The organism is Streptomyces sp. AA4, from assembly GCF_000158875.1.
GTDB lineage: Bacteria > Actinomycetota > Actinomycetes > Mycobacteriales > Pseudonocardiaceae > Amycolatopsis.
In genome coordinates this window covers 1,758,073-1,783,979 of sequence record NZ_GG657746.1, presented here as the reverse complement: position 1 = coordinate 1,783,979, position 25,907 = coordinate 1,758,073, and the positions used below count along the sequence as shown (strand labels likewise).

26 protein-coding genes are annotated in these 25,907 nt (G+C 70.8%); 16 read left to right on the top strand and 10 right to left on the bottom strand.

The window, feature by feature from the left end:
* Window positions 1-3: 3 nt before the first annotated feature.
* The 4 genes from SSMG_RS08395 to SSMG_RS08380 all read left to right on the top strand — a co-directional run bounded on the left by SSMG_RS08395 (window position 4) and on the right by SSMG_RS08380 (window position 3,513).
* A complete protein-coding gene (locus SSMG_RS08395; RefSeq protein WP_009074693.1) occupies window positions 4-915 on the top strand; it encodes an ACP S-malonyltransferase in 912 nt (303 codons plus the stop codon).
* On the top strand, window positions 912-1,895 hold the full coding sequence (locus SSMG_RS08390; RefSeq protein ID WP_009074691.1) for a beta-ketoacyl-ACP synthase III: 984 nt from the start codon (window positions 912-914) through the stop codon (window positions 1,893-1,895). Before SSMG_RS08395 ends, SSMG_RS08390 begins: the two co-directional genes overlap by 4 nt.
* A 70-nt stretch (window positions 1,896-1,965) precedes the next feature.
* Window positions 1,966-2,211 carry an acyl carrier protein gene (locus SSMG_RS08385; RefSeq protein WP_009074690.1) on the top strand — a complete coding sequence of 82 codons (246 nt, stop codon included), beginning with the start codon at window positions 1,966-1,968 and terminating at the stop codon, window positions 2,209-2,211.
* 51 nt (window positions 2,212-2,262) lie between these two features.
* Window positions 2,263-3,513 (top strand): beta-ketoacyl synthase, encoded by a 1,251-nt coding sequence (locus SSMG_RS08380; RefSeq protein WP_009074688.1) that lies wholly within the window; start codon window positions 2,263-2,265, stop codon window positions 3,511-3,513.
* A gap of 63 nt (window positions 3,514-3,576) precedes the next feature.
* Here SSMG_RS08380 and SSMG_RS08375 read toward each other — a convergent pair whose 3' ends face one another.
* Together SSMG_RS08375 and SSMG_RS08370 are read right to left on the bottom strand one after the other, a co-directional pair.
* The gene (locus SSMG_RS08375) at window positions 3,577-4,176 is read right to left on the bottom strand and encodes a hypothetical protein (RefSeq protein WP_037712999.1); all 600 of its coding nucleotides are present in this window, start codon (window positions 4,174-4,176) and stop codon (window positions 3,577-3,579) included.
* A 23-nt stretch (window positions 4,177-4,199) separates the two neighbouring features.
* Window positions 4,200-4,703, bottom strand: a complete 504-nt coding sequence (locus tag SSMG_RS08370; protein WP_009074684.1) for a DUF3145 domain-containing protein — start codon at window positions 4,701-4,703, stop codon at window positions 4,200-4,202.
* Window positions 4,704-4,971: 268 nt separating this feature from the next.
* On the opposite strand from SSMG_RS08370, the gene SSMG_RS08365 reads away from it, so the two are divergent.
* Entirely contained in the window at window positions 4,972-7,227 is a 2,256-nt protein-coding gene (locus SSMG_RS08365) for a hypothetical protein (protein ID WP_009074681.1), read from the top strand.
* Window positions 7,228-7,258: 31 nt separating this feature from the next.
* On the opposite strand, the gene SSMG_RS08360 is transcribed toward SSMG_RS08365, so the two are convergent.
* Complete coding sequence (locus tag SSMG_RS08360) at window positions 7,259-7,828, bottom strand: TetR/AcrR family transcriptional regulator (protein ID WP_009074679.1); 570 nt, start codon at window positions 7,826-7,828, stop codon at window positions 7,259-7,261.
* 25 nt (window positions 7,829-7,853) lie between these two features.
* The gene (locus tag SSMG_RS08355; RefSeq protein ID WP_037712993.1) at window positions 7,854-9,248 is read right to left on the bottom strand and encodes an NAD(P)/FAD-dependent oxidoreductase; all 1,395 of its coding nucleotides are present in this window, start codon (window positions 9,246-9,248) and stop codon (window positions 7,854-7,856) included.
* 145 nt (window positions 9,249-9,393) lie between these two features.
* On the opposite strand from SSMG_RS08355, the gene SSMG_RS46725 reads away from it, so the two are divergent.
* On the top strand, window positions 9,394-10,032 hold the full coding sequence (locus tag SSMG_RS46725) for a histone-like nucleoid-structuring protein Lsr2 (protein ID WP_037712992.1): 639 nt from the start codon (window positions 9,394-9,396) through the stop codon (window positions 10,030-10,032).
* Window positions 10,033-10,122: 90 nt separating this feature from the next.
* Here SSMG_RS46725 and SSMG_RS08345 read toward each other — a convergent pair whose 3' ends face one another.
* The 3 genes from SSMG_RS08345 to SSMG_RS08335 are packed head-to-tail and all read right to left on the bottom strand — an operon-like array spanning window position 10,123 to window position 11,944.
* Entirely contained in the window at window positions 10,123-10,851 is a 729-nt protein-coding gene (locus SSMG_RS08345) for a lipoate--protein ligase family protein (protein WP_009074674.1), read from the bottom strand.
* A 45-nt stretch (window positions 10,852-10,896) separates the two neighbouring features.
* On the bottom strand, window positions 10,897-11,298 hold the full coding sequence (locus SSMG_RS08340) for a VOC family protein (protein WP_009074672.1): 402 nt from the start codon (window positions 11,296-11,298) through the stop codon (window positions 10,897-10,899).
* Between the two features lie 4 nt (window positions 11,299-11,302).
* Entirely contained in the window at window positions 11,303-11,944 is a 642-nt protein-coding gene (locus SSMG_RS08335; RefSeq protein WP_199785843.1) for a TetR family transcriptional regulator, read from the bottom strand.
* A gap of 128 nt (window positions 11,945-12,072) precedes the next feature.
* On the opposite strand from SSMG_RS08335, the gene SSMG_RS08330 reads away from it, so the two are divergent.
* The 8 genes from SSMG_RS08330 (at window position 12,073) to SSMG_RS08295 (ending at window position 20,749) form a co-directional block, all read left to right on the top strand.
* The gene (locus tag SSMG_RS08330; protein ID WP_009074668.1) at window positions 12,073-13,161 is read left to right on the top strand and encodes a ferredoxin reductase; all 1,089 of its coding nucleotides are present in this window, start codon (window positions 12,073-12,075) and stop codon (window positions 13,159-13,161) included.
* Window positions 13,162-13,179: 18 nt separating this feature from the next.
* The gene (locus tag SSMG_RS08325) at window positions 13,180-14,289 is read left to right on the top strand and encodes an acyl-CoA desaturase (protein ID WP_009074667.1); all 1,110 of its coding nucleotides are present in this window, start codon (window positions 13,180-13,182) and stop codon (window positions 14,287-14,289) included.
* An 8-nt stretch (window positions 14,290-14,297) separates the two neighbouring features.
* On the top strand, window positions 14,298-14,516 hold the full coding sequence (locus SSMG_RS08320) for a hypothetical protein (protein WP_009074665.1): 219 nt from the start codon (window positions 14,298-14,300) through the stop codon (window positions 14,514-14,516).
* 747 nt (window positions 14,517-15,263) lie between these two features.
* Entirely contained in the window at window positions 15,264-16,517 is a 1,254-nt protein-coding gene (locus tag SSMG_RS08315; protein ID WP_009074664.1) for a sensor domain-containing protein, read from the top strand.
* Window positions 16,518-16,541: 24 nt separating this feature from the next.
* A complete protein-coding gene (locus SSMG_RS08310; RefSeq protein ID WP_009074662.1) occupies window positions 16,542-17,186 on the top strand; it encodes a response regulator transcription factor in 645 nt (214 codons plus the stop codon).
* A gap of 16 nt (window positions 17,187-17,202) precedes the next feature.
* On the top strand, window positions 17,203-17,613 hold the full coding sequence (locus SSMG_RS08305) for a YjbQ family protein (RefSeq protein WP_009074660.1): 411 nt from the start codon (window positions 17,203-17,205) through the stop codon (window positions 17,611-17,613).
* Between the two features lie 21 nt (window positions 17,614-17,634).
* Entirely contained in the window at window positions 17,635-18,345 is a 711-nt protein-coding gene (locus SSMG_RS08300; protein WP_009074658.1) for a haloacid dehalogenase-like hydrolase, read from the top strand.
* A gap of 232 nt (window positions 18,346-18,577) precedes the next feature.
* Window positions 18,578-20,749 carry a bifunctional lysylphosphatidylglycerol flippase/synthetase MprF gene (locus tag SSMG_RS08295; RefSeq protein WP_009074657.1) on the top strand — a complete coding sequence of 724 codons (2,172 nt, stop codon included), beginning with the start codon at window positions 18,578-18,580 and terminating at the stop codon, window positions 20,747-20,749.
* Here the strand turns inward: SSMG_RS08295 and SSMG_RS08290 are convergent.
* Entirely contained in the window at window positions 20,689-21,669 is a 981-nt protein-coding gene (locus tag SSMG_RS08290; RefSeq protein ID WP_009074654.1) for a hypothetical protein, read from the bottom strand. The genes SSMG_RS08295 and SSMG_RS08290 overlap by 61 nt on opposite strands.
* Before the next feature lie 5 nt (window positions 21,670-21,674).
* Window positions 21,675-23,411, bottom strand: a complete 1,737-nt coding sequence (locus SSMG_RS08285; protein ID WP_009074652.1) for a proline--tRNA ligase — start codon at window positions 23,409-23,411, stop codon at window positions 21,675-21,677.
* A 136-nt stretch (window positions 23,412-23,547) separates the two neighbouring features.
* Here SSMG_RS08285 and SSMG_RS08280 point away from each other — a divergent pair, with 136 nt between their 5' ends.
* Window positions 23,548-23,904, top strand: coding sequence for a VOC family protein (locus tag SSMG_RS08280; RefSeq protein WP_037712986.1), 357 nt, complete (start codon window positions 23,548-23,550; stop codon window positions 23,902-23,904).
* Between the two features lie 131 nt (window positions 23,905-24,035).
* On the opposite strand, the gene SSMG_RS08275 is transcribed toward SSMG_RS08280, so the two are convergent.
* Window positions 24,036-25,001, bottom strand: coding sequence for a GNAT family N-acetyltransferase (locus SSMG_RS08275; RefSeq protein ID WP_037712984.1), 966 nt, complete (start codon window positions 24,999-25,001; stop codon window positions 24,036-24,038).
* A gap of 66 nt (window positions 25,002-25,067) precedes the next feature.
* Here SSMG_RS08275 and yaaA point away from each other — a divergent pair, with 66 nt between their 5' ends.
* Window positions 25,068-25,811: a peroxide stress protein YaaA gene (yaaA, locus tag SSMG_RS08270; RefSeq protein ID WP_009074646.1), complete on the top strand. Its 744-nt coding sequence runs from the start codon at window positions 25,068-25,070 to the stop codon at window positions 25,809-25,811.
* Window positions 25,812-25,907: the final 96 nt, after the last annotated feature.

The following is a 25,907-nucleotide window of genomic DNA, read 5'->3' as shown; positions in this document are numbered from 1 at the left end:
AGCGTGACAGTCGCAGTCCTCTCCCCCGGCCAGGGCTCCCAAGCCCCCGGCATGCTCGCTCCGTGGCTCGAACTCGACGGCGCCCGCGCGCGCGTCGAAGAGTGGTCCGCCCGTTCCGGGCTCGACCTGATCCGGCTCGGCACCGAGGCCGGGGCCGAGGAGATCCAGGACACCGCTGTCGCGCAGCCGCTGATCGTCGCGCTGTCCCTGCTGTCCTTCGAGCACCTCCCGGTCCCCGACGACGCGCCGGTCGCCGGGCATTCCGTCGGCGAGCTGGCCGCGGCCGCGATCGCCGGCGTGCTCACCCCGGCAGACGCCGTCGCGCTCGCCGCGGCGCGCGGCGCGGAGATGGCCAAGGCGTGCGCGCTCGAACCGACGTCGATGGCCGCGGTGATGCTCGGCGATCCCGAGGAAGTCGCCGCGTGGCTGGAAGGCCAGGGCCTCGCCGCGGCGAACCGCAACGGGGCCGGGCAGATCGTCGCGTCCGGGTCCGCCGCCGCGATCGAGCGGATCATCGCCGAGCCGATGGAGGGCACGAAGATCCGTGCGCTCAAGGTCGCCGGCGCCTTCCACACGCCCTACATGGCCCCCGCGGAAGACGCCCTGCGCGAGCACGCCGCCGGTCTCTCCCCGGCCGACCCGACGCGCCCGCTGCTGTCCAACGCCGACGGCCAGGTCGTCACGAGCGGCGCGGAATACCTGCGCAGGCTCGTCGCCCAGGTGACCCGCCCGGTCCGCTGGGACCTCACCATGGACGGGCTCGTCTCGCTCGGCGTGGACCGCACCGTCGAACTGGCGCCCGCGGGCACCCTGACCGGACTGGTCAAGCGGCAGCTCAAGGGCGTCGTCACCACTACCACCGCGCTGAAGACGCCCGCCGAACTGGCGGCGCTGCGCGAGGAGGACGCCCAGTGACCGCCCGCCCCGTCATGAACCTGGCCCCGGGAGCCCCCGCCGCCCGCATCCTGGGCTTCGGCAGCCACCAGCCGGACCGGATCGTCACCAACGACGACCTGTCGCAGCTCATGGACACCAGCGACCAGTGGATCCGCGACCGCGTCGGCATCATCGAGCGGCGGTTCGGCGAGAAGGAGGACGTGCTCGTCGACTACGCCGTCGCCGCCGGGACCAACGCGCTCGCCGACGCGGGCGTCGACGCGTCCGAAGTGGACACCGTCATCGTGCCCAACTGCACCATGCCGTCCCCGATCCCCAACGCGGCCGCGCAGGTGGCCGCGCGGATCGGCGTCCCGAACCCCGGCGCGTTCGACCTCAACGCCGCGTGCGCCGGGTTCTGCTACGGCCTCGGCGTCGCCTCCGACCTGGTGCGCGCGGGCTCGGCGAAGAAGGTCCTCGTGATCGGCGCGGAGAAGCTCACCGACGTCGTGGACCCGACAGACCGCGCGAACGCGATCATCTTCGCCGACGGCGCGGGGGCCGCGCTGGTCGGCGCGTCCGACGAACCGGGCATCGGCCCAGTGGCGTGGGGCAGCGCGGGCGAGCTCGTCGACCTGATCTACATGCGCGACCACCGGTGGATCTACCAGGAGGGCCAGTCGGTCTTCCGCTGGGCGACCACGCAGATCGCGCCGATCGCGCTGCAGGCGCTGGAAGCCGCCGGGCTGCAGCCGTCCGATGTGGACGTGCTGGCCCCGCACCAGGCGAACCTCCGGATCGTCGAATCGATCGCCAAGAAGCTGCGCGCCAAGGGGGCGCGCGAGGACATGGTGGTGGCCGACGACATCAAGTACTCGGGCAACACCTCGTCCGCCTCGATCCCGATGGCGCTGGACCACATGCGCAAGGCGGGAACGGCGAAAAGCGGCGACGTGGTGCTGGCGGTCGGCTTCGGAGCCGGGCTTTCCTATGCCGCGCAGGCGTTCGTCCTGCCCTGAGCGATACTTCCCCCGCGGGCGCCGTGCCCGCGAGCGGACCCGCAGAAGAACCGAGAAGGGAACAACACCGATGGCTGACAACACTGAGATCCTCGCCGGCCTCGCCGAGATCGTCGAAGAGGTCGCCGGCGTGGCTCAGGACGACGTCACCGAGGAGAAGTCGTTCGTGGACGACCTGGACATCGACTCGCTGTCGATGGTCGAGATCGCCGTGCAGGCCGAGGACAAGTTCGGCGTCAAGATCCCGGACGACGAGCTGGCCAACCTGAAGACCGTCGGCGACGCGGTGAACTACGTGTCCGCCAACTCGAAGTAAGTCCTCTTCGTACCCGGGCCCCGGTCCGGAGCCGACCTTGGGGAGACTCCCATGAGCAACATCGACGTCGTGATCACCGGCATGGGCGCGACCACGCCGCTGGGCGGGGACGTCGCGTCCACCTGGGACGGTCTGCTGGCCGGCCGCAGCGGGATCCGCACGATCGAGGCGGACTGGGCGGAGGAGCTGGACCTGCCGGTGCGGATCGCGGCGCAGCTCGCCGTCGAGCCGACCGACATCCTGCCCCGCGTGCAGGCCCGCCGGCTCGACCGGTGCGAGCAGGTGGCGCTCATCGCCGCCCGCCAGGCCTGGGCCGACGCGGGGTTCGCCGAGCAGACCGACGAGCACACGGACGTCGAACCGGAACGCCTCGGCGTTTCGATCGGCACCGGGGTCGGCGGGCCGGTGACCCTGCTGACCCAGAACGATCTGTTGCACCAGCAGGGTCTTCGCAAGGTGTCGCCGCTGACCGTGCCGATGCTGATGCCGAACGGCCCGGCCGCGCACGTGGGCATCGACCTGAAGGCCCGGGCCGGGGTGCACTCGCCCGCGTCGGCGTGCGCGTCCGGGGCCGAGGGCATCGCCAACGGCTTCGAGATGATCCGGTCCGGACGGGCCGACGTGGTGGTCGCGGGCGGTTCCGAGGCCTGCATCCACCCGATCACCGTCGCCGGTTTCGCCCAGGCGCGCACGGTGTCGACGCGCAACGACGACCCGGCGGCCGCGTCGCGTCCCTTCGACGTGAGCCGCGACGGCTTCGTGCTCGGCGAGGGCTCCGGCGTCGTCGTGCTCGAGCGGGCGGACCGCGCGAAGGCCCGCGGCGCGCGGATCTACGCGAAGCTGGCCGGCTACGGCCTGACCTCCGACGCCTACCACATCACGGGCAACCACCCGGAGGGCATCGGGCAGATCGCGGCGATGCGCGCGGCGATGACGATGGCCGGACTGTCCCCTTCGGACATCGGCCACGTGAACGCGCACGCGACGTCCACTGTGGTCGGCGACATCGGCGAGGCGGCCGCGATCCGCGCGGCGATCGGCGAGCACCCGGTGGTCACCGCGCCTAAGGGCGCGCTCGGCCACCTCGTCGGCGGGGCCGGAGCGGTCGAGGGCATCGCGACGATTCTCGCGCTGTACGAGGGCGTCGTGCCCGCGACGCTGAACCTCACCGAACTGGACCCGAAGGTGCAGCTCGACGTCGTGGCCGGGGAGAACCGCAAGGTCGAACTCGCCGCGGCGCTGTCCAACTCGTTCGGCTTCGGCGGGCACAACACGGCGCTGCTGTTCACGCCGGCCAACTGAGGACCCTTTTCACGCTGAAGGCCCCGCGGGAGCTTCCCGCGGGGCCTTCGGCGTTTCAGGACTTCAGCATTTGTCGTGCTCGGTGGCCGTCCCGTCGACGGTGTCGATCCGGTACGAACCGTGCTCGTACTTCATCGGCAGCACCAGCCGCCAGTGGATGCACTTCTCCTGGAAGTCGACCGGGGCCTCGTTGAGCGACTGCGTGCTGGTGAACGCGACCAGCGCCCGCAGCGTGCCCTGCGCGCCCGGTTCGATGCGGTACAGCAGGACGTCGACGTCCTTCGTGGACTGGAAGTTGCGGTGCCAGTCCGCTTCCGGCGTCTTGCTGCGGCGCGCGTCGCTGACCGTCTCGGTCCAGGCCTCGTAGTCCTTCTGGTTCAGCGCGGTGAAATACGCCTTCAGCACGCCGCGGACGGCGTCGTCCTGCGGGTGGTTCTGCGCGTCCGGAGTGGCCCCGACCTCGACCGCGCCGGATTTGTCGGCCGAACCGCCGCGGGTCGTGGCCGACGGGGCCATCGCCTCGTTGCCGGACGCGCGCGGGGAATCGGGGCGGCGGTACAGCTCGCGGGCGAGCAGGCCCCCGGCGACAGTGAGGGACAGCACCACCACGAGCACGGGGATCAACCACCGCTGACGGGACGGCGGGGCCGGGTGAACACTCACCCGGGTGAGGGTACCGCCCCCGCTCACCCGACCTGGTGCAGCCAGGTGACCGGGGCGCCGTCGCCCGCGTGCCGGTACGGCTCGAGCGCCTCGTCCCAGGCCGCGGCGAGGAGTTCGTCGAGTTTGTGCGCGAGGGTTTCGCCGCCGCGGGTCATGCTGACGAGCGCGCGCAGCTGGTCCTCGCCCACGACGATGTCGCCGTTGGCGCTGGTGCGGCCGTGCCAGAGCCCGAGACCGGGCGCGAAGCAGAACCGCTCGCCGTCGACGCCCGCGCTGGGCTCCTCGGTGATTTCGAAGCGCACCATCGGCCACGCCTTGAGCGCGGCGGCGAGTTTGCCCGCGGTTCCCGCGGGCGCGCTCCAGCTGCATTCGGCCCGGAGCTGTCCCGGACTGGCCGGCTGGGCCGTCCACTTCAGCTCGACGCGGGCGCCAAGGGTGCCCGAAATCGCCCACTCGACGTGCGGACATACCGCAGACGGCGACGAGTGGACGTACACCACGCCTCGGGTGCTGCCACGGGTGCTCACTGCTGACCTCCGCTTGTTCGACGAGGGACGTCTTCCCCTACGACCTCTCGAACCTTGCGCAGGTTGCGTAGCCTCCACGGCAGTTCCCGACCTGTGTAGCACATTCTGCACCCCAACCGTGCTGTTTGGCCACACGAACACCACAAGTCGCGGCGGACGACCCATTGTGGTGAGCCACGCCGACGCGAGGGCGCGGAGCACGGTTCCGGCGGCCCGGCACGCTAGCGTGGTGCACCGGAAACGCTGCGGATTCGACAGGAGAGTTTCGGTGCGACTGGTCCGTCTCGGGCAGCAGCCCTCGCGCGTCGCGGAGGACGTGCGGGCCGCGCTCGCCTCCCTCGGCCGGGGGAGCACGGTGATCGGCGGCGTCGCGCTCGTCGGCGCCCGCCCGACCGGGGACCGTCCGGTCGAGGCGGTGGTCGTGCTGCCCGCGGGCGTGCTCGTCGTGATCGGCGTGGACCTGCCCGACCCGGCGCTGCGCCTCGAAGCCCCGCTGAGCGGCCCGTGGAAGGCCGACGGCTGGCCCCTCGTGCACGGCGACGACGTCAACCCGGCCACCGAAGCGCTCGATCTTTCCCAGGAATGCGAACGTCGCATCGCGGAACTCGGCGGCGGCCCGGTCGGCACGATCGTGGCGGTCGGCCCGTACGTGGAGACGGTCGACCAGCCGCCCGGCGACCTCGCGGGCCCGGTCCGCGTCCTGCACCCGACGCCGACAACCATGCTGGCGGCGACGGTCTCCCTGGCCACGGCGCGGCATCCCCGGTCGGTGGACCAGGCGCGGGCGCTGATCGCGGCGCTGGCGCCGGACGCGCCGGAGCTTTCGGACGAGGTTTTGCGCGGCGAGGGGTTCGTGCGGTTCGCGGACGACGTTCCCGTTCCGCCGGGGCCTCGGTCTCCTGGCGCTGGGGCGGCTGCGGCTGGGCCTGGTGGCGCGACGAGCGATGGCACCGCCGCCGCGAACCCCGGTTCCGCGGTCGCCGGGGCACAAAACGGCTCCCAACCCGGGCCTGCCGCTCCAGCTCTTGCCGCTCCCGGAACCAACGGCTGGTCGAGCACAGCTCCGGGAAAGGCCGGGATCTCCGCATCCGCGGGGCTCGGTGCTGCGGCGGCCTCCGTCCCCGCCGCGGCCGCCGGTTCCGCCGCCCAGCAGGCCAGCGACAGTTCCGATTCGGCCCAGCCCACCGACGGCTCCGGCCCGGCTGGTGCCGCCAGCACAGGATCCACCGCCGCCACCGCCAGCCCGACGGGACGGTCGGCCGCGGATGTCGTCCCCAGCAACCCCGCAGCACCGCAGACTCCCACGGAACAATCGACCGCGGATGCCGGTCCCGGCAACACCGCAGTCGCGCCGACTCCGGCGGGTGCCGGAGACACCCCCGGGCTTCCCGTCTTCCCCGGTGCGGGCAGCACCACGGCACCGAAGGCTGCTGCTCCCCCCAGCACCCCTTCCGCCGCGCCGAAACCCGCCGCTCCCCCGGCCCCGCGGCCGAAGATCATCGCGGTGCGGCCGCCTCGAACGGAGACGCCGCCAACCGAGCCGGAGTCGCTGTCCGAAGCGCCGACCGAGTCCGCTGATCCGCCCGAGGCGCCGACCGAGAAGATGCCGTCTCCGGCGAAGCCGCAGGCCGCCGGACGTCCACGCGAGACGGTTCCGCCGGTCGTGCCCGTGACGGTTCCCGGGCCGAGCAGTCCGCCGCTCGGTGCGCCCTCGCCGGCACCCCTCGCCGCGACGGGCACGGGAGCCAGGACAGCCAGCACCGGAACCGGAACACCCACTGGCGCGGCAGTCAGCACAGGGACAACAACGACCGGCGCAGGCGGGATGGGAGCAGGGGCCACCGGAGCGGCGGCCACCGCCGCGACTGGCCCGACGACCCCGGCCGACCCGGGGCAACCAGGCTCCCGGACGGTCAAGTGGGTGCCGATCGCGGCGATCGTGCTGCTGGTCGTCCTGGTGGTGTCGGCGATCGTCGTGGCGACCAGCGGCGGTGAGGACACCGCTGCCGCCCCGCCCGCCAGCAGTGCGCCGCCGAGCAGCGTTCCGAGTCCGGCGCCCAGCAGCGTCCCGTCGAGCGCGCCACCGGCCCCGACTCTCACCTTCGAACCCCGGGCGAGCAGCGCCGACCAGAAGTGCGCGTCGCACGCTTTCGGGGACGTCCAAGCGAGCCTGCAGCAAACCAGCTGCTCCGCGGTTCGCCGCGCGAGCTATACCGCGCTCGTGGACGGGCGGCCGGCCGCGGTCACCGTCGCGGTGGTCGAGTTCCCCGACGCCGGACAGGCCGATCGCCTCAAGCAGATCGCCGACAACCCAGGTGGCGGCGGAATCCTGGACGTCGCCACGGAAACCGGCAAGTGGCCGTCCGGCCCGCCGCAGTTCGACGGTGCCGCCTACGCCAGCAAGATCGACGGGAAGGGCGTGCGGATCGTGCAGGCGGTCTGGCAGCCCGGACCGTCCACTGCGGACGATCCCGGGCTGGTGCGCGCGGCGAAGGGCGCGCTCGACTTGCCGCTGCCTTCCTGAGCCCCGGGTTGCCGCCGCGGCGCCCGGCAGCTCACTGCCACCCGTTCTCCAACAGGTCGAACGCCACGTCGACCATCGCTGGCGGATCGTCCGAGCGATCCGCCAGCACGGCCGTCTCCAGCGCGAAATGGGCCAGCACGGCACACCGCGGATCACCCTCCGGCGCGCCGGTCTCCTCGGCGATCACCCGGCTCAGCGAATGCTCGTGCCCCATCCACATCTTGTGCCAGTACTCGGCGAGCGCGGGCGTCTCGCGCACCAAGCGCAGCAACGGTTCGGCCTCCGCGCGGATGCCGGACGTCGCCCGGACGTGCACATGCGCGCGGAGCGCCGCCAGCACCGACATGCCCTCCGGCCGGTCGCGGACCGCCGAGACCAGCGCCTCGTCCACCTCCGGCTCCCGGTCGAAAACGAGGGCTTCCTTCGTCGGGAAGTGCTTCATCAGCGTGGTGGTGGACACGTCGGCGGCGTCGGCGATCTCGCGCACGGTCACCTGGTCGTAGCCCCGCTCCAGGAACATCCGCAGGGCAGCGTCGGCCAGCGCCTGGCGGGTCGCCGCCTTCTTGCGTTCACGCCGGCCGGGAACGGGGGCACTGGTCATGCCCCGACGCTACCGGAAAGCAAGCTCAGAGCCCGTAAGCCTCCAGCAGCCGCAGCCACACCTCGCTGATCGTCGGGAACGCCGGGACCGCGTGCCACAACCGGTCCAGCGGCACTTCGCCGACGACCGCGATCGTCGCGGAATGCAGCAGTTCCGCCACGTCCTGGCCGACGAACGTGACCCCCAGCACGACCCCGCGTTCGGTGTCGACGACCATCCGCGCTTTGCCCTGGTATCCGTCGGCGTGCAGGGAGGAACCGGCGACCGCGATGTCGATGTCCACCACCCGGTCCGCGGATCCGTCGCGCGCCTCGGTCAGGCCGACCGACGTCACCTCCGGGTCGGTGAACACGACCTGCGGCACCGCGTGATGGTCGGCGGTCGCGCTGTAGCGGCTCCACGGTTCGGTCGAGATCTCCTCGCCGCGGGCGCGGGCGGCGACCGAGTCCCCGACGACGCGAGCGGCGTATTTTCCCTGGTGGGTCAGCAAAGCCCGGCCGGTGACGTCGCCCGCGGCGTACAGCCAGCCACCCTCCACAGCGGACACTCGGCCGCTTTCGTCGACCTCGAGCGCGCGGTCGGTCGGCAGGCCGAGCACGTCCAAGCCGATCGAACTGGTCGCGGGCGCGCGACCGGTGGCGACCAGCAGTTCGTCGACCACGATCTCGTCGCCGCCGGACAGTTTCAGCCGCGTGCCACCGTCCACACTGGACACTTCGGTCAAGCTCGAGTTCACGTGCACCCGAACGCCCGCCTCGCGCAATCCGTCCAGCACCAGATCACCGGCGAATTCCGGCAGGCGAGGCAGCGGCCGTTCGCCGGTGATCACGAGGTCGACCTGTGCGCCCAGCCGGGCCCACGCCTGCGCCATTTCGACGCCGACCACGCCGCCGCCGAGGACGCCGAGCCGTCCGGGCACCTGCGTCGCCGACGTCGCTTCCCGCGAACCCCACGGCTTGATGGTGTCCAGACCCGGAATCCGCGGCGTGCGCGGGACGCTGCCGGTGCACACGATCACCGCGTGCCGGGCGGCGAGAACGCGGCCGTCGTCGAGCGTGACCTCGCGCTCGCCGGTGATCCGGCCGTAGCCGCGCACGGGTTCGAGCCCCGCGCCGCGGGCCCATTCGACCTGGCCGGAGTCGTCGCCCTTGCCGGTGAACCAGTCGCGGCGCGCGAGGACCTTCTCGGCGTCGAGCGCGTCGCCGATCGGCACGCCGGGCATCCGCTTGGCCGCGGCGAGCAGGTTTCCCGGGCGCAGCAACGCCTTGCTCGGGATGCACGCCCAGTACGAGCACTCGCCGCCGAACCGTTCGTGTTCGACCAGGGCCACCTTCAGCCCGCCCTTGGCGGCCCGTTCGGCGGCCACTTCCCCGACCGGACCCGCCCCGATGACCACGACGTCGAAAGTCTCTGCTGCCATGCGCACAGCGCACACCACCGCGCAGGTTCGCGCAAGCCTGCCGCTATTCTCGTACGAGAGCTGCAAGAAACCGGCGGCACCGCGAAATCCGGGTCGTCGCCGTGCCGGTTGCACGCACGACCACGATCGAGCACGGGAGGCTCCCATGGCGAGGAACACTGCTGTCCGCACACTGGACGACCTGACCGGAGGACGCGCGGCCGAGACCGTCGCGTTCGCGCTGGACGGCGTCGAGTACGACATCGACCTCGGCGCCCGCAACGCGGCGGCGCTCCGGCGGCTGCTGGAACGCTACGCCAAGGCGGGCCGCCGGACCGGCGGGCGGAAGCTGCGGCCGCGGCTCCTCGCCGGGGCGAAGAAGGCCGAGGCCAAGCCCGCGGCGGAGAAGCCCGTCGCGGCGGGCAAGGGCGCGAAAGCCGTTGCTGGCAAGAAGACCGCTGCCGCCGGCACCGCGAAGAAGACTGCCCGAACGGGTGGCGCGACCGGGACCGCGCGCAAGGCTCCGGCCAAGTCCGCGGCAGCCAAGACCACCGCGAAAGCGAGGTCGACGAGCGCCGCGGCGGCCAAGCCCGCGCCCAAGGCGACGAAGGCCGCCGCGGTCAAGGCCCCCGCCGCCGCGAAGGCGAAGACGGCGACCGTCAAGGCCCCTGCCGCCGCGAAGGCGAAGACCGCGACCGTCAAGACCGCGGCGCCCGCGAAGGCAACCGCTCCGGCTCCGGCCAAGCCGCGTCGCCGTGCGGCCAGCGCGGTGCCGCCGGTGCTGTTCTCCGCCTCGGAGAGCTGATCCGTTCCGTGAAGGCTCCTCGCGGGAATCCGCTTCCCGTAGGGAGCCTTCACGGCTTTCCGCCTCGGATGTGCTTGCCGGACAAGGCGATTACGAACGTTGGCGTCCCTCGGCGTGCCAGTCGGGATATTCGTAGCGGCTCCACAGCAACGCTCGCTGCCGCTCCAACTCTCCTGCCGTCGGTTCGCGCGGCGGAAGCGGACCGAGGAGTCCCGCCGCGGCCGCGCGGACGGTGTCTTCCACTTCCGCCAACGGCAACCGCACGCCGTGGTCGAGCAAAGACGCCACCTTGCTCCGGTGCGAGTCCAGCGGCTTCGGGTCCGGCGGCGGACCGGTGAGATACGCGCCGACGCGAGCGGCATCGGTGTCGACCAGCAGCGTCGAATGCGCCAGCAGCACGTCTTTGGTCCGGAACACCGCGAAGCCGCACAGTTTCGCGTCGCCGACGAAGATCCCGCGGTCGCCGATCCGGGCGGGGAGACCGAGTTTCTCTACTGCGGCGGACATCACCAGGCCGAGCATTTCCAGCGGACGCGGCGAGGGGCCGGGCAGCACGAGCGTCACGTTGAGATTGCCCGGGTCGTGGAACACCGTGCCGCCGCCGCTGGCTCGCCGCAGCACCGGAACGCCGTCGCGAGCGCATTCGTCCACGCGGACTTCGCGCGCGATCCGCTGTCCCCGGCCGACCACGACGCACACCGGGTTGCGCCACAGCCACACCACCGGCTCGGTCGGACCCTCGCGCAGCAGTGCTTCGTCGAACGCCAGGTTTTCGGCTGGGTCGGCGAACTCGGCTCGGACTTCCGACCCGCTCGGCATAACGTTCCTCCACGATCTGCTGGACTTCGGGATCGTAGAGCAGGCTCAGGACGCGGCCGGTCCGAGCAGGTCCCAGCGGTTGCCCGCGATGTCCCGGAACACGACGACCTGGCCGTACGGCTCGGTCCGCGGTTCGCCGAGGAACTCGACCCCCGCGTCGCGCATCCGCTGATAACTCGCCGCGAAATCGTCCACCCGCAGGAAAAACCCGACGCGACCGGCGTGCTGGTCGCCGACCGCACGCGCTTGCCGCTCGCCGTCGGCCCGCGCGAGGAGGAGGCCGGTTTCGCCGCCGGGCGGACGGACGACCACCCACCGTTTGGGGCGGCCGTCGTTGGTGAGCGACGGCGAGTCCTCGACCAGGTCGAAACCCAGCGCGCGGGTGAAGAAGTCGATCGCCTCGTCGTAGTCGTCGACGATGATCGCGGTCAGGTGCAGATAGGCCATGTCGCTAAGGCTGCCAGTGCGGCACCCCGAGCAGAATCATCCGGAGCCGTTTTTCCGCCGCGACCAACGTGCGCTCGTCGGCGGCGGTGTCGCCGGGACGGATGTCGAGCAGTTCGGCGACCGTGCCGAGCATCGCGGTGACGATGAGGTCGGCCAGCACGTGCAGGTCCTCGGTGGGCCAGGTGCGCAGCGGGTCGAAGCGCGCCAGGTCCAGCGCCAGGTCGCTGGAGAACATCCGCATCTCGACCGCGATCGCCCGGGACACCGCGCCGGGCCCGGAGTAGCGCTCGCGCGTGACGAACCGGAAGTGGTCCTCGTGCTCGCGGACGTGCCGGTGCAGCGTGTGCACCGAAGCCCGGATCATCCCGCCGTAGCCGCTCTGCTCGGTGCGCGCGCCGCGAAGCAGGCCGCGCAGCGTGCGCGTGGTCTCCTCGACCAGCGCGACGCCCAGTTCCTCCATCGAGGAGAAATGCCGGTAGAACGCCGTCGGCACGATGCCCGCGCCCTTCGCGACCTCGCGCAGCGAAAGGCTGGCGAAACTCCGGTCGGCGAGCAGGTCGAGCGCCGCGTCGAGCAGCGCCTGACGGGTGCGCTGTTTGCGCTCCTGCCGGCTCACCGGGCCGGCCGGCTCCTCGGCTGCGGACACGTCGAGCAGCGTACTGGCGATCGCCGCATGGCCCACGTCACATCACCTCGCTTCCGCGTTGACAGGCCCCCCGGCCTTGCCCCCACACTAGTCAGTGTACGACTGTGCACTCAACTTCTGGAGGGGTGATGACCGCACTGCTCCCGCGCCGCGTGCGCGGGCTCGTCTCGCTCGCCGAGGCGCTGCTCACCCCGCACGGCGCGGACCGGTACCTCGAACTGGTCGACCCGATGCTGGTGCGGCGCGAGATCCGCGGCCGCGTCACCGCCGTGCGGCATCAGACGCCGGACACCGTCACCTTCACGGTGCGTCCGAGCCGGGCGTGGCAGGGCTTCCGCGCCGGCCAGTACGTGCGGATGCAGGTGGAGATCGACGGCGTGCGCCGGACCCGCTGCTACTCGCCGTGCGGCGCGCAGGGCAGCGGCGACCTGGAATTCACCGTGAAAGCCGACCCGAAGGGCCTGGTCTCGCGGCATCTGCAGGACACCGCTGTCGGCGCGGTGGTCGGGCTTTCGCCGGCGGACGGCGAATTCACCCTGCCGTCGCCGCGCCCGGACCGGATCGTGCTGATGAGCGGCGGCAGCGGGATCACGCCGGTGCTCGCGATGGCCCGGACGCTCGTCGCCGAGGGACACCCCGGCGAGATCGTGTTCCTGCACTACTCGAACACCCCCGCGGACGCGCTCTACCGGGAGGAACTCGCCGAACTCGCCGCCCGGCACCCGGGTTTCCGAGTGGTCCACGCCCACACCCACGCCCGCCGCGGCGGCGACCTGCACGGCCTGTTCTCCGTCGAGCACCTGGAGAAGGCCGCGCCGTGGTTCCGCGAGGCGGAGACGTTCCTCTGCGGTCCGGCTCCGCTGATGGCCGCCGCCCGCGAACTCTTCGAAAACGAAGGGTTGAGTGAACGACTGCACACCGAAGAGTTCACCGCGGCACCGTTGACCTTCGCCGAGGAGGCCGCCGAGGGCCGGGTGCGCTTCGCCCGCAGTGGCAAGGAGTGCGACAACTCCGGCAAGCCGCTGCTCGAACAGGCCGAGGACGCGGGCCTGACGCCGGAGCACGGGTGCCGGATGGGCATCTGCTTCTCGTGCACGCAGCTCAAAACCGCCGGACGCGTCCGCAACGCCCGCACCGGCGAGGTCTCCGGCGAGGAGAACGAAGAAATCCAGCTCTGCGTCAGCGTCCCCGTCGGGGACGTCGAAATCGACGCCTGACCACCGGAGGTATGCAGCATGACCGGTTTGCAGGACCGCCTGACCCCCGAACAGGTCGAGGAATTCGGCCGGGAGCTCGACGCGCTGCGCCAGCGGATCGTCGACGACCTCGGCGAGGAGGACCTCGAGTACATCCGCAAGATCATCAAAACCCAGCGCGCGCTGGAGGTGACCGGCCGCGGCCTGCTGTTCGCCGGCTTCCTGCCGCCCGCGTGGCTGGCCGGCGTCGCGGCGCTGTCCGCGGCGAAGATTCTCGACAACATGGAGATCGGCCACAACGTGATGCACGGCCAGTACGACTGGACGCGCATCCCGGAGCTGAGCTCGCAGCGGTTCGAATGGGACACCGTCGCGCCGGCGGAGAACTGGCGGCATTCGCACAACTACATCCACCACACGTACACCAACATCGTCGACAAGGACCGCGACGTCGGCTACGGAATCCTCCGGATGGACCCGGCGCAGAAGTGGCATCCGTACTACCTGGGCAACCCGGTGTACGCGACGCTGCTCGCGCTGCTGTTCCAGTGGGGCGTGATGCTGCACGACCTGGAGGTCGAGCGGGTCGTGAAGGGCGAGCGAACGTGGGCGGAGAACGTGCCGGTGCTGCGCCGGATCGTCCGCAAGGCGTCGCGCCAGATCGGCAAGGACTATGTCCTGTTCCCGCTGCTCACCGGCCCGCTCGCGCCGCTGACGTTCCTGGGCAACGCGAGCGCCAACCTGGTCCGCAACCTGTGGGCGTTCTCGATCATCTTCTGCGGCCACTTCCCGGCGGACGTCGAAAGCTTCACCGAGGAAGAGACCGAGAACGAATCGCGCGGCCAGTGGTACCTGCGCCAGATCCTGGGCTCGGCGAACATCACCGGCGGCCCGCTGTTCCATATTTTGTCGGGGAACCTGTCGCACCAGATCGAACACCACCTGTTCCCGGACCTGCCCGCCCGCCGCTACCCGCAGATCGCGGACGAGGTGCGGGAAATCTGCGAACGCTACGGCCTGCCATACAACACGGGCCCGTTGCGCAAGCAACTGTGGTCGGTAGCGAAGAAAATCGTGCGGCTGGCCCTCCCCGGAAAACCGGCCCCGACCGCTACCGTGGACCCGGAACGGCAACTCCGAGCAGCCTGAGGAAGCCCATGGTCGGCCCATTCGAAAGTGGCAAGGACACCGTGCAGGAGCTGACGGAGTCAGCAGCCACCCACATCGGCAACATCGCCACGATAATCACCGGCGCGGTCCGCGACATAGCCCGCGAAACGGGCGACTGGTTCACGGACATGATCGAAATGCGCGAAGCAGCCCAACGCGCCAAAGAAGACGACGCCCGCCTGGACCCCAGCAACGAGACAGACTGACGCGTCGCCAGCCCGGCTAGTCCGTGAGGGGAACCCTACGGGACTCTGAGTCCCTCAGGGTTCCCCTCACGCCCGTCCCACCGCAGCAACGCCCACGCCCCCAATGCCACATTGGTTGCGTCCCACGCACCCAACGCCACATTGGGTGCATCCCACGCACCCAACGCCACATTGGGTGCATCCCACGCACCCAACGCCACATTGGGTGCATCCCACGCACCCAACGCCACATTGGGTGCATCCCACGCACCCAACGCCACATTGGGTGCATCCCACGCACCCAACGCCACATTGGGTGCATCCCACGCACCCAATGCCACATTGGGGCGCTAACCGCACGCCGCAACCCCCAAGCCCCCACGCACCCAAGCCGCGCAACAACCGCCACCGCCGCACCCAAACAACGCACCACCCAACCCGCGAAAAAACCGCAGCCGCCACACCCAACCCCCGGGGGCACCCACCCCTCCCCCAACCCCGATACAAAGCCGCCCTGCGGTTCGGGGGTGCTTGTCAAGGCATCTTTCCCGCCTTGACAAGCACCCCCGAACCGTCAGCACAATCAAAATTCGGGGTGCCCCACGCAACCAAAGACGACGGCAATGTCGCCCCCCAGGGCGACGAGGTAGGGCTATCCCCCACACCACCACCCCAGCCACCCGGCTACCCCCCACCCCGCCCCGACGGCAAACTCGACCAGGTGACCCGCCCAAGCCCCCCACCCAGCAACACCCCCCAGGTCACCCCATGACCCCCAGAACCCTCTGGCCTCCCACCCCGCGCCAAGCCCTCTCCGAAACCGCCTGGCTGGCGACCACCGGCCTCCTCCCCCTCCTCTCCCTGGTCCTCCTCCTCGTCGGAACCGCCCTGGGCCTGGCCCTCACCCCGGTCCTCTTCGGCATCGGCCTCCTCATCGCCGTCCTCCGCGGAGCGAGGCTCGCCGGAAGCATCCACCGCCGCCTGGCCGCGAAATTCCTCGCCCTCGCCCTGCCGCCCCCGCCGAGAACCGAGCTGAAACCCGGCCTCTGGAACTGGCTGACCGCCCGCCTCGGCGACCGCGCGGCCTGGCGCTCAGTCGCCTACCTCCTGCTCCGCCTCCCCTTCGGCCTGGTCGCCTTCCTCGGCGCCGGCGCACTCGGCTTCTACGGCCTGGCCTCCTTCACCTACCCGCTCACCTGGCTCCTCGCCGCCCGGCGCGACCACGGCCTGCCGGTCTTCAACATCCAGAGCCCGACCTGGATCGGCACCCTGGGCTGGTGCCTCACCGGCGTCCTGATCCTGACCGCCTGGCCCGCCGTCGTGCACCAGATCGCCAACGCGGACCGCTTCCTCCTCCGCACCCTCGCAGCCGACCCCGACCTCCGCGAACGAGTCCGCTTCCTCGAGGAAACCCGCGCCACCGCCCTCGACGAAGCAGCCGAACAACTGCGCCGCATCGAACGCGACCTCCACGACGGCGCTCAAGCCCAATTGGTCGCCATGGCCATGAAACTGGGCCTGGCCAAGGAAGAACTGGCCACTGACACCGTCAACCTGGACCAGCTCCGCACCCTGGTCGACGCCGCCCACAGCAACGCCAAACAAGCCCTCACCGAACTGCGCGACCTGGCCCGCGGCATCCACCCCGCGGCACTGGACAAAGGCCTGAGCCTCGCACTGTCCACATTGGCCAGTTCCGCCGATTTCTCCGCGACAGTCACCGTGGAGCTGAGCCGCCGCCCGCCCCCGTCACTGGAAACCATCGTGTACTTCGCCGCCGCCGAACTCATGACCAACGCGTCCAAACACGGTGCCGGACGCTGCACAGTCCTGGTCGAAGACCGCGAAGACACCCTGCGGCTCACCGTCGTCGACCACGGCCAAGGCGGCGCCGCGATCATCCCCGGCGGCGGGCTCTCCGGGATCGCCGAACGACTCCGCCCGGCCGACGGCGAACTGACCGTGTCGAGTCCGGCCGGCGGCCCGACCGTCGTCACCGCGACCCTCCCGCTGCCTCGCTAGACTCGGGAAAATGAGGGGGAAACCGTGCGGATCGTGATCGCGGAAGACTCGGCCATCCTGCGCCAGGGCCTGGCCGAACTGCTGGGCCTGCGCGGCCACGAGGTCGTCGCGGCGGTGAAGAACGCCGACGACCTCCGCGCCGCCGTCCGCGAGCACCGGCCCGACGTGTCCATTGTGGACATCCGGATGCCGCCGACCCACACCGACGAAGGCCTCCGCGCGGCGATAGACCTGCGCGCCGAACGACCCGGCTGCGCGATTCTGGTCTTCTCGCAATACGTCGAAACCAACTACGCCAAGCAGCTCCTCGCCGGGGAAGCAGGCGCGGTCGGTTACCTGCTGAAGGACCGCGTCGCCGAGGTGTCGGACTTCCTTACCGCGCTGGAACGCGTCGCCGCCGGGGAGACGGTGCTGGATCCGGAAGTCGTCCGCCAGCTGTTCGCGACCACCGGCCACGCCGGCCCGCTCGCCGAGCTGACGCCGCGCGAACGCGAGATCCTCGGGCTGATGGCGCAGGGCCGGTCGAACTCGGCGATCGCGGCGGAGGCGTTCCTGTCCGCGGGCTCGGTCGAGAAGTACGTGACGAGCATTTTCGGCAAGCTCGGCCTGCCGCCGTCGGACGGGCACAACCGGCGCGTCCTCGCCGTGCTCCGCTATCTCGATTCCTGACGCCTACCCTGACGGCATGTACTCCACCGAGATCGAGGTGCACACCGGCGACGCCGCGGTCGTGCACAACCTGACCCGGGAGGCCGAGAAGTTCCTGCGCGACGCCGACGCCACCGACGGCCTGCTGCACGTGTGGGTGCCCCACGCGACGGCCGGGCTCGCGGTGCTGGAAACCGGCGCGGGCAGCGACGACGACCTCCTCGCCGCGCTCGACGACCTGCTCCCCCGCGACCACCGCTGGCGCCACCAGCACGGCACCGGCGGGCATGGCCGCGACCACGTGCTCCCGGCGTTCCTCCCGCCGTACGCGACGGTGCCGGTGCTCGGCGGCGTGCTGCTGCTCGGTACCTGGCAGTCGGTGTGCCTGGTGGACACGAACGTCGACAACCCCGTCCGCCGGGTCCGCTTCAGCTACCTCACCGGCTGATCCCGCCGTAGCATCGCGGACGTGACCGCCATTCGCTCGCACCGGCTGGTGCTCTGGGACATCGACCACACGCTCGTCGACTACACCGGGCTGGGCATCGGCTGGTACGGGGCCGCGCTCGCCGCGGCGACCGGCGCGGAGTTCCGCACGCATCCGGACTTCGGCGGCCGGACCGAACGCGCGATCACCGCCGACGTGCTCGCCCTGCACGGGATCGAACCGGACGAGGAAACCATCCAGCGGATGTGGCGGGAGCTGATCGCGGCCGTCGAACGCGCCCGGGAAACGCTGCCCGCGGAAGGCCGGGCGCTCGACGGCGCGGCGGCCGTGCTCGCCGACTTCGCCGGCCGCGAGGGCGTCGTGCAAAGCCTCATCACCGGAAACCTGCCGGAGATCTCGCTGCACAAGCTCGCCGCGCTCGGACTCGACGAACATCTCGATCTGGAGATCGGCGGCTACGGCTCGCTTTCGCCGCATCGCGCGGATCTCGTTCCGTACGCCGTCAAAGCCGCGGAAACGAAGCATGGCACGAAATTTCCTGCCGAATCCGTAGTGATTCTCGGGGATACGCCACACGACATCGAGGCGGCGCTCGCGTACGGCGCGGTCGCGATCGGCGTTGCTACCGGCCGGTTTTCCGCCGAACAATTGACGGACGCGGGCGCGCACCTGGTTTTGCCCGACCTCGCCGATCTTTCCGCGGTCCGCGCCGCGGTGCTCGGACTGCCCTGAGCGAGCGACCGGGATCACTCGTTCGGGCAGTTCTGGCGTCAACCCCTGTTCCGGGTCGGATACGCCGCATATTGGCCGAATGCCAGCGCATCTTCCCTGGTCAGAGCGCTGACCGGGGCCGAGGGTCAGTCTTGGGGCCAGGGTCGGGTCCCCCTGGGGTAGCAGTCCCTTAGGGGGAGAAGTAGGTCCGACGGCCGATGACCGCTTAAGATCGCCGCGCCAAACTTTCCCCATGACGATCGCACAGGGGGGAACCGGCCTCACGGCCGGAGAGGCACGCGGGCGGCTGGCGGTGGTGTGGAACCGGCTTCCGTTCACGACGACTGTCGTGCTCGCCATTTTGATCGTGGGGGTCGCGACCGGTTCGCTCTGGCACGCCGCCGAGCACCAGCACGCTTTCCACTATTACGCCTACGGCCTTCCTTCGCTCGAGCACGGCCGCTGGTGGACGCTGTTCACCGGCCCCTTCTACGCCCTGCGCCCGTGGTTCTACCTGCCGATGGCGGGCAGTTTCGCGCTGATGGCCGGATTCGCCGAATGGCACCTCGGCACCCGGCGCGCGATGGCGGTGACCATCGGCGGGCAATTGGTGTCGACGGTCGTCGCGGTGCAATTCCTCGAACTTTCCCGCAATTCCGGGTGGGCCTGGGCCGACCGGATCGCCGGCACGCTCGACGTCGGCTTCTCCGGCGGCGCGCTCGCCGCGATCGCCATCACCAGCGCGACCCTGCGCACGCCGTGGCGGCTGCGCCTGCGGGCCGGGCTCTGCGTGTACGCCGGGGTCGCGATCGTCTACGTCGGCACGCTCGCCGATCTCGTGCACTTCTTCGCGCTCGTTCTCGCGCTGCCGCTGGGCCGGCGGCTCGCCGGGCCGGCCGCGCGCAACGCGAACAAGCCGTCGCTGCGCGAATGGCGGCTGCTCGCTTCGGCCGGGCTGGTGCTGCTGGTCGTCGCCGAAGTGGTGATGTGGCTGGTCCCCGGCGACGGCCCGTTCGGCTCGTCCGACTCGATCTCGTTGTCCGGCAACGAACTTCTCCCGCTGTGCATCGTGGCGGTGCCGATCCTCAACGGGCTGCGCCGCGGTTCGCGGTTCGCCTGGCGGTGCGCGATCGCGCTGTGCGTGCTCGCCGCGTCGCAGATGGCGGTGCTGGCCGGACTGGTCGCGATCACGCAGCTCATCCGCGAGGACTACGACCTCAGCAGCCCGCCGCTGTTCATCGTGGACAATCTCTTGTGGACAGTCGAACTCGTGCTGCTGATCTCCGCGCGGCGCGCGTTCCGCGTGCCCTCGCGGCGCAGGCGGCGCAAGCTGTTCCGCGGCGGGCCGGACCCGGCCTTCGCCCGGCTTCTGCTGGGCCGCAACGGCGGCAGCACCATCTCGTGGATGACGACCTGGCCGCAGAACACCTACTTCGTCGCCTCGGACGGTGCGTCGTACCTGGCGTATCAGCGGCACGCGGGCGTCGCGGTCGCACTCGGCGACCCGGTCGCGCCGGACGGGACGAGCGACCGCACGCTGCGGGAATTCGCCGCGATGTGCGAGAACACCGGGCTCGTGCCGTGCGTGTTCTCCGCGACCGCGGGAACCGTCGCGCAGACCAAGGAACTGGGCTGGCAGCACGTGCAGGTCGCCGAGGACACGTTGGTGGACTTGGAAAACCTCGAATTCCGCGGCAAGGCGTGGCAGGACGTGCGGACCGCGCTGAACCGCGCGAAGAAGGACGGGATCGAGTTCCGGCTGGTGCGGCTGGCCGAACAGCCGTGGTCGATCCGGGAACAGGTGCGCGCGCTGTCCGAGGAGTGGATCTGCGACAAGGGCCTGCCGGAAATGGGCTTCACGCTCGGCGGCGTGGACCAGGCGATGGACCCGGCGACGCGGGTCGGGCTCGCGGTCGACGCGGACGGCACGGTGCACGGCGTGACGTCGTGGCTGCCGGTGCACACCGGGGCCGGCGAGGTCGGCGGCTGGACGCTCGACGTGATGCGCCGTCGCGCGGGCGGATTCCGGCCGGTGATGGAGTTCCTGATCGCCTCGACCTGCCTGGCGTTCCGCGAGGAAGGCGCGAAGTTCGTGTCGCTCTCGGGCGCGCCGCTGGTCCGCAGCAACGACAGCACTCCGCGGCAGATGGTCGACCGGATGCTGGACGCACTGGGTTCGATGATGGAGCCGTACTACGGATTCCGTTCCCTGCACGCGTTCAAGGCGAAGTTCCAGCCGCGGCACGAGCCGCTGTACCTCGCTTACCGCGACGAAGCCGATCTGCCGCGGATCGGGATCGCGCTCAGCCGCGCGTACCTGCCGAACGCCGGCCTGATGGACTTCGCGAAGCTGGCGCTGCGACGTCAGCGCGTGGTCGGCGGCGGCGTGGTCGTGGACCGGTCCGCGGCCGGGACGGCGCGGTAACTGTGCAGAATCCGGACGAGGTCGTCCCGGGACGCGGATCCCGGGCGGCCTTGTTCGGAGTACGCGACCAGCACGGCTGACTTCTCGCCCGCGCCGAGCGCGAGCGCCCCAACCAGCACGCTCTTCGGCTGGCACGGGGCGTTGCTCGGGGTCACCTCGGCGATTACCAGCGTGCCCGCCCGGCTGTCGTTCTTGACTTCGGTCTTCTCCGGCGCACCAGGCGTCACCTTCGCGGGCGGAGCGCCTTCGCCGGTGTACGCGCTGATGCCCAGATCCGTGACGGCCTTGCGAGCGGCTTCGGCGGCGTCGCCGGTCTTCTCGGTGGTGAAGCCGGCGCCGCCGATCTGGCCGACCGGGTCTTCCTTGCAGGTGTGCTGACCGAGGAACGCGCTGGTGGAGAGGTTGATACCGGGCGATCCGGCGGCCGCGTCCCAGCCGTGCAGCGTGGTCGGCGCGGGCTCCCAGGACGGCGGCACGTCGTACGCGTAACTGCCGTCTTTGCCTGCCACGGACTGCCATCCCGGGACCACCGGCGGCACGACGACGCGGGGTTCCGGCTGGTAGGTGTACGGGGCGCGCGGGGTGTCGTCCGTGCTGGCGGAACGGTGGCTCTTGGCGGAGAAGACGTTGTAGCCGAACACCCCGATCAGGATGACGATCGGGACCGCCTTGACCAGGCGGAGGTTGACCTTGCGGGGCGTTCCCCGCGGCGGCTGGGCCGGGGTGCGGGACTGCCGCGGCGGGTCCGGTTCAGACGGTTGCTGGGCTGGTTCGGCCGGTCCCGGCGCCGGGTCGGTTTTCCCGTACCCGGCGCTCGGGAACTTCGGCGCGTCGGACGGCTGGTACCCGCCGAAGCCGCTCAGCGCGGCGTTGTCCTGGTACCCGCCGTCGTCGCGGCGTTTGCGGCCGAACCAGCCCACCGGCTTCAGCCGCGGACGAGCTTCGCGAGGTGGTCGACCACCGAATCGACGGCGATTTCCTCGCGTTCGCCGGTGCGCCGGTCCTTGACCTCGACCAGCCCGTTCGCGAGGCCGCGGCCGACGACGAGGATCGTCGGGACGCCGACCAGCTCCGCGTCGGCGAACTTCACGCCCGGGGTGGCCTTGCGGTCGTCGAGGATGATTTCGAGACCGGCGGCGTCGAGTTCGGCGGCGAGCTTCTCCGCGCCCTCGCGCACCGTCTCGTCCTTGCCCGCGATGACCACGTGCACGTCGAACGGCGACACCTCGCGCGGCCACACGAGACCCTGCTCGTCGTGGTTCTGCTCGGCGAGCACGGCGACCAGGCGGGAGACGCCGACGCCGTAGGAGCCCATGGTGATCCGGACCGGCTTGGAGTCCGGGCCGAGCGCGTCGACCTCGAAGGCGTCGGTGTACTTGCGGCCGAGCTGGAAGATGTGCCCGATCTCGATGCCGCGCGCGGCGACGAGCGTGCCGTGCCCGTCCGGCGACGCGTCGCCCTCGCGGACCTCGGCGGCCTCGATGGTGCCGTCCGGGGTGAAATCGCGGCCGACGACCAGGTCGAGCACGTGGTGGTCGCGCTGGTCGGCTCCGGTCAGCCAGGCCGTGCCCTCGACCACGCGCGGGTCGACGAGGTAGCGGACCCCGTTCTCCTGCAGTGCCTTCGGGCCGATGTAGCCCTTGACGAGGAACGGGTTCTTCGCGAAGTCGGCTTCCTCGAGCAGCTCCACCTCGGCGGGTTCGAGCGCGGCTTCGAGGCGCTTGAAGTCCACCTCGCGGTCGCCCGGGACGCCGATGCCGAGCAGTTCCCATTCCTTCGCGCCCGGCTGGCGCGTCTTGACCAGGACGTTCTTCAGCGTGTCCGCCGCGGTGAACTCGCGGCCGAGGCCGGCGGCGTTGAAGAACGCGACGAGGGTCTCGATGGTCGGCGTGTTCGGGGTGTGGTGGACCTGCGCCTCGGGCAGCCCCTCGATCGGACGCGCGGCGGGCGCGGGCGTGACCACGGCCTCGACGTTCGCCGCGTAACCCGATTCGGTGCTGCGGACGAACGTGTCCTCGCCGTTCTCCGCGACGGCCAGGAATTCCTCGGACGCGGAGCCGCCCATCGCGCCGGACGTGGCGGCGACGATGACGTACTCGATGCCGAGGCGGTCGAACAGCTTGATGTAGGCGTCGCGGTGGGCCTGGTAGGAGCGCTCGAGGCCCTCGTCGTCGAGGTCGAAGGAGTAGGAGTCCTTCATGACGAACTCGCGGCCGCGCAGGATGCCCGCGCGGGGGCGCGCCTCGTCGCGGTACTTGGTCTGGATTTGGTACAGCGTGACCGGGAAGTCCTTGTAGGAGCTGTACTCGCCCTTCACGGTGAGCGCGAACAGCTCCTCGTGGGTCGGGCCGAGGAGGTAGTCGGCTCCCTTGCGGTCCTTGAGGCGGAAGAGGTTGTCGCCGTACTCGGTCCAGCGGTTGGTGGCCTCGTAGGGTTCGCGGGGCAGCAGCGCGGGGAACTGGATCTCCTGCGCGCCGATCGCGTTCATCTCCTCGCGCACGACCTCCTCGACGCGGCGCAGCACGCGCAGGCCGAGCGGCAGCCACGAGTAACCACCCGGGGCGACCCGGCGAACGTAGCCGGCGCGCACCAGCAGCCGGTGGCTGGGCACTTCGGCGTCCGCCGGATCCTCGCGCAGCGTGCGGAGGAACAACGACGACATCCTGGTGATCACTGGGAACTCCCTGCGCTGAGCGGGCCTTAGACGTTTCGCACAGAGTAGTCAACCCCCCGGCCTCGACGCATGCGGGTTATCGGCGGGCGCAGTTTTTGTCGGTGGTCGCGGTTAGCGTGCGGGCATGGGTTTGGAGATGGGCATGATCACCGTCGACTGCGCCGAGCCGCGGCGGCTGGCGGAATTCTGGACGGCGGCGCTGGGCGTTCCGGTGGCCGCGGACTACGGCGAGTTCGTGATGCTGGAGAGCCCCGGGCCGGGCGTGCCGCGGCTGGGGTTGCAGCGGGTGCCGGAGCCCCGGAGCGGGAAGAACCGCGTCCACGTGGACTTCGGAGCGGACGACCGGGCGGCGGAGGTCCGGCGGCTCGTGGAGCTGGGCGCGGCGGAGCTGGGGAACCATTCGGTCCCCGGGCTGGAGTGGACGGTGCTGGAGGATCCGGAGGGGAACGTGTTCTGCGTGTCCGCGAAGGGGGCGCATTGAGGATGGAGTGAGCGGTGGCCGACGCAAGCAGCGGCGCACGCAACTGAATGGCGAACGCGGCGGCCGGTGCGCTCCGGCGACGGGGAACTGTCGTCGGGGCAGCGCCTGCTCGCCGCCCCGACCCCCGGCGGTCAGTTGAGCGGAAGCACGTACCCGTAGCTCCGGTCAGCAGTCCGATACCCGCACCGCTCGTACACCGCGAGCGCTCGGTGGGTGTTGTCCACATCCACGGACAACGACGACGTCTCGAAGCCGGCCGCGCGACCGGCTTCGAGGGTGTGCGCCAGCAGCGCCGACGCCAGGCCGCGCCCGCGGGCCTCCGCCAAGGTGCCGACGTAGTTGACGTGCAGCTCCCGCACTCCAGTCGCCAGCGCATCGGCCTCGTAGAACGACGACATCACGAACGCCACCACCCGGTCGCGCTCCGGGGAAAGGAGGAGGAACGACAGGTCAGGCTGGAAGTCCTTGTTGTTGCGGAACCGGTGCTCCCACTGGTCGGCGGAGAGCCACGTGCTGCCCCAGTGGCCGGCGAAGGCCGCGTTGCGCGCGTCGAGCACGAGGGCGTCGTAGCGCTTCTCGCAGGCGGCCAGCGGAAGGTCGCCCGGGAGCGGCGGAGCGGGCGGCAGCGAGGTCAGGTCCGCGCGCATCTCCACGAAGGTCCGTTCCTGCTTGAACCCGCCGCGTTCGAGGAGCGAGCGGTACCACTGCTCGTTCTCGTGCGCGCCAGCGTGGAGTTCGAGCTTCGCGTCCGGGAAATGCCGGGCGTGGACGCTGCGTGCCGTGCGCACGAGCCACTCGGTCAGCGCCGAAGCGACCTCGTCGGTCCGATACTCCGGATCAGTCAGCGCCGCCACGTGCGGCTGATGCACCGGGTCGGCGGCGTCGCGCGGGATGACCAGGGCGTAGCTCGCCAGCCGGGACCCGTCCCACGCACCGATGCTCGCGCCGGGCAGGTCGACCGACGGGCCGGACAACTCCTGGCGCACGTCCCCCTCGTCCCAATGATCGCCCGTGCGGTCGGCTTCCTCCGCGGCAGTGCAGAGCCGGGTGACGGCCTCGACGTCAGCGAGCGAGAGCGGGCGCCAGGTGAGTTCCATGCAGGCCAGGGTAGGGAGCGACACACGGCCGCCGCACCTGGATTACCGGGCGGTTACGCTCCGGGGGTGCTGGTGCTCCTCCCCCCTTCAGAAACCAAGGCCGACGGCGGCAAAGGCGCGCCCCTGGACCTGGACGCCCTGTCGTTCCCAGAGCTGAACCCAGTACGCGCCAAACTGGCCGACGCCCTGGTGGAACTGGCGGCGGACGTCCCCGCGAGCCTCGCCGCACTGGGCATCTCCGCCCGCCAAGCCGACGAGGTCGCCCGCAACGCCCAGCTCTGGACCTCCCCGACGATGCCCGCGCTGCGCCGCTACACCGGCGTCCTCTACGACGCGCTGGACGTCAAGAGCTTCACCCGCGCCGGACTGGCCAAAGCACAGCAACGCCTGGCCGTCACGTCGTCCCTGTTCGGCGTCGTAGCGGCAACCGACCCCATCCCCGCGTACCGCCTCTCGGGCGGCAACACGGTACCCGCACTGGGCACGGTACGAGGCCTGTGGAAACCGGTCCTGGAACCAGTACTGCGCGACGCGGAAGGCCTGCTAGTAGACCTCCGCTCGGGCACGTACGCCGCCTTCGCAAAACTGCGCTCCGACGCGGTGACCGTCCGCGTAGTAACCGAAGACGCCAACGGCAACCGCACCACAGTGAGCCACTTCAACAAGGCCTACAAAGGCCGCCTGGCCGCAGTGCTGGCCACCTCGAGAGCCGAACCGTCCACTGTGGACCAGCTAGTACGCGTAATCACCAAAGCAGGCCTGACAGTAGAACGCACAGGCGACCACGCCCTAGAACTACTGACGGACTAAACACCACCCAACAGCCACCACTGCACCCAACCCCCGGGGGCACCCACCCCTCCCCCAACCCCGATACAAAGCCGCCCTGCGGTTCGGGGGTGCTTG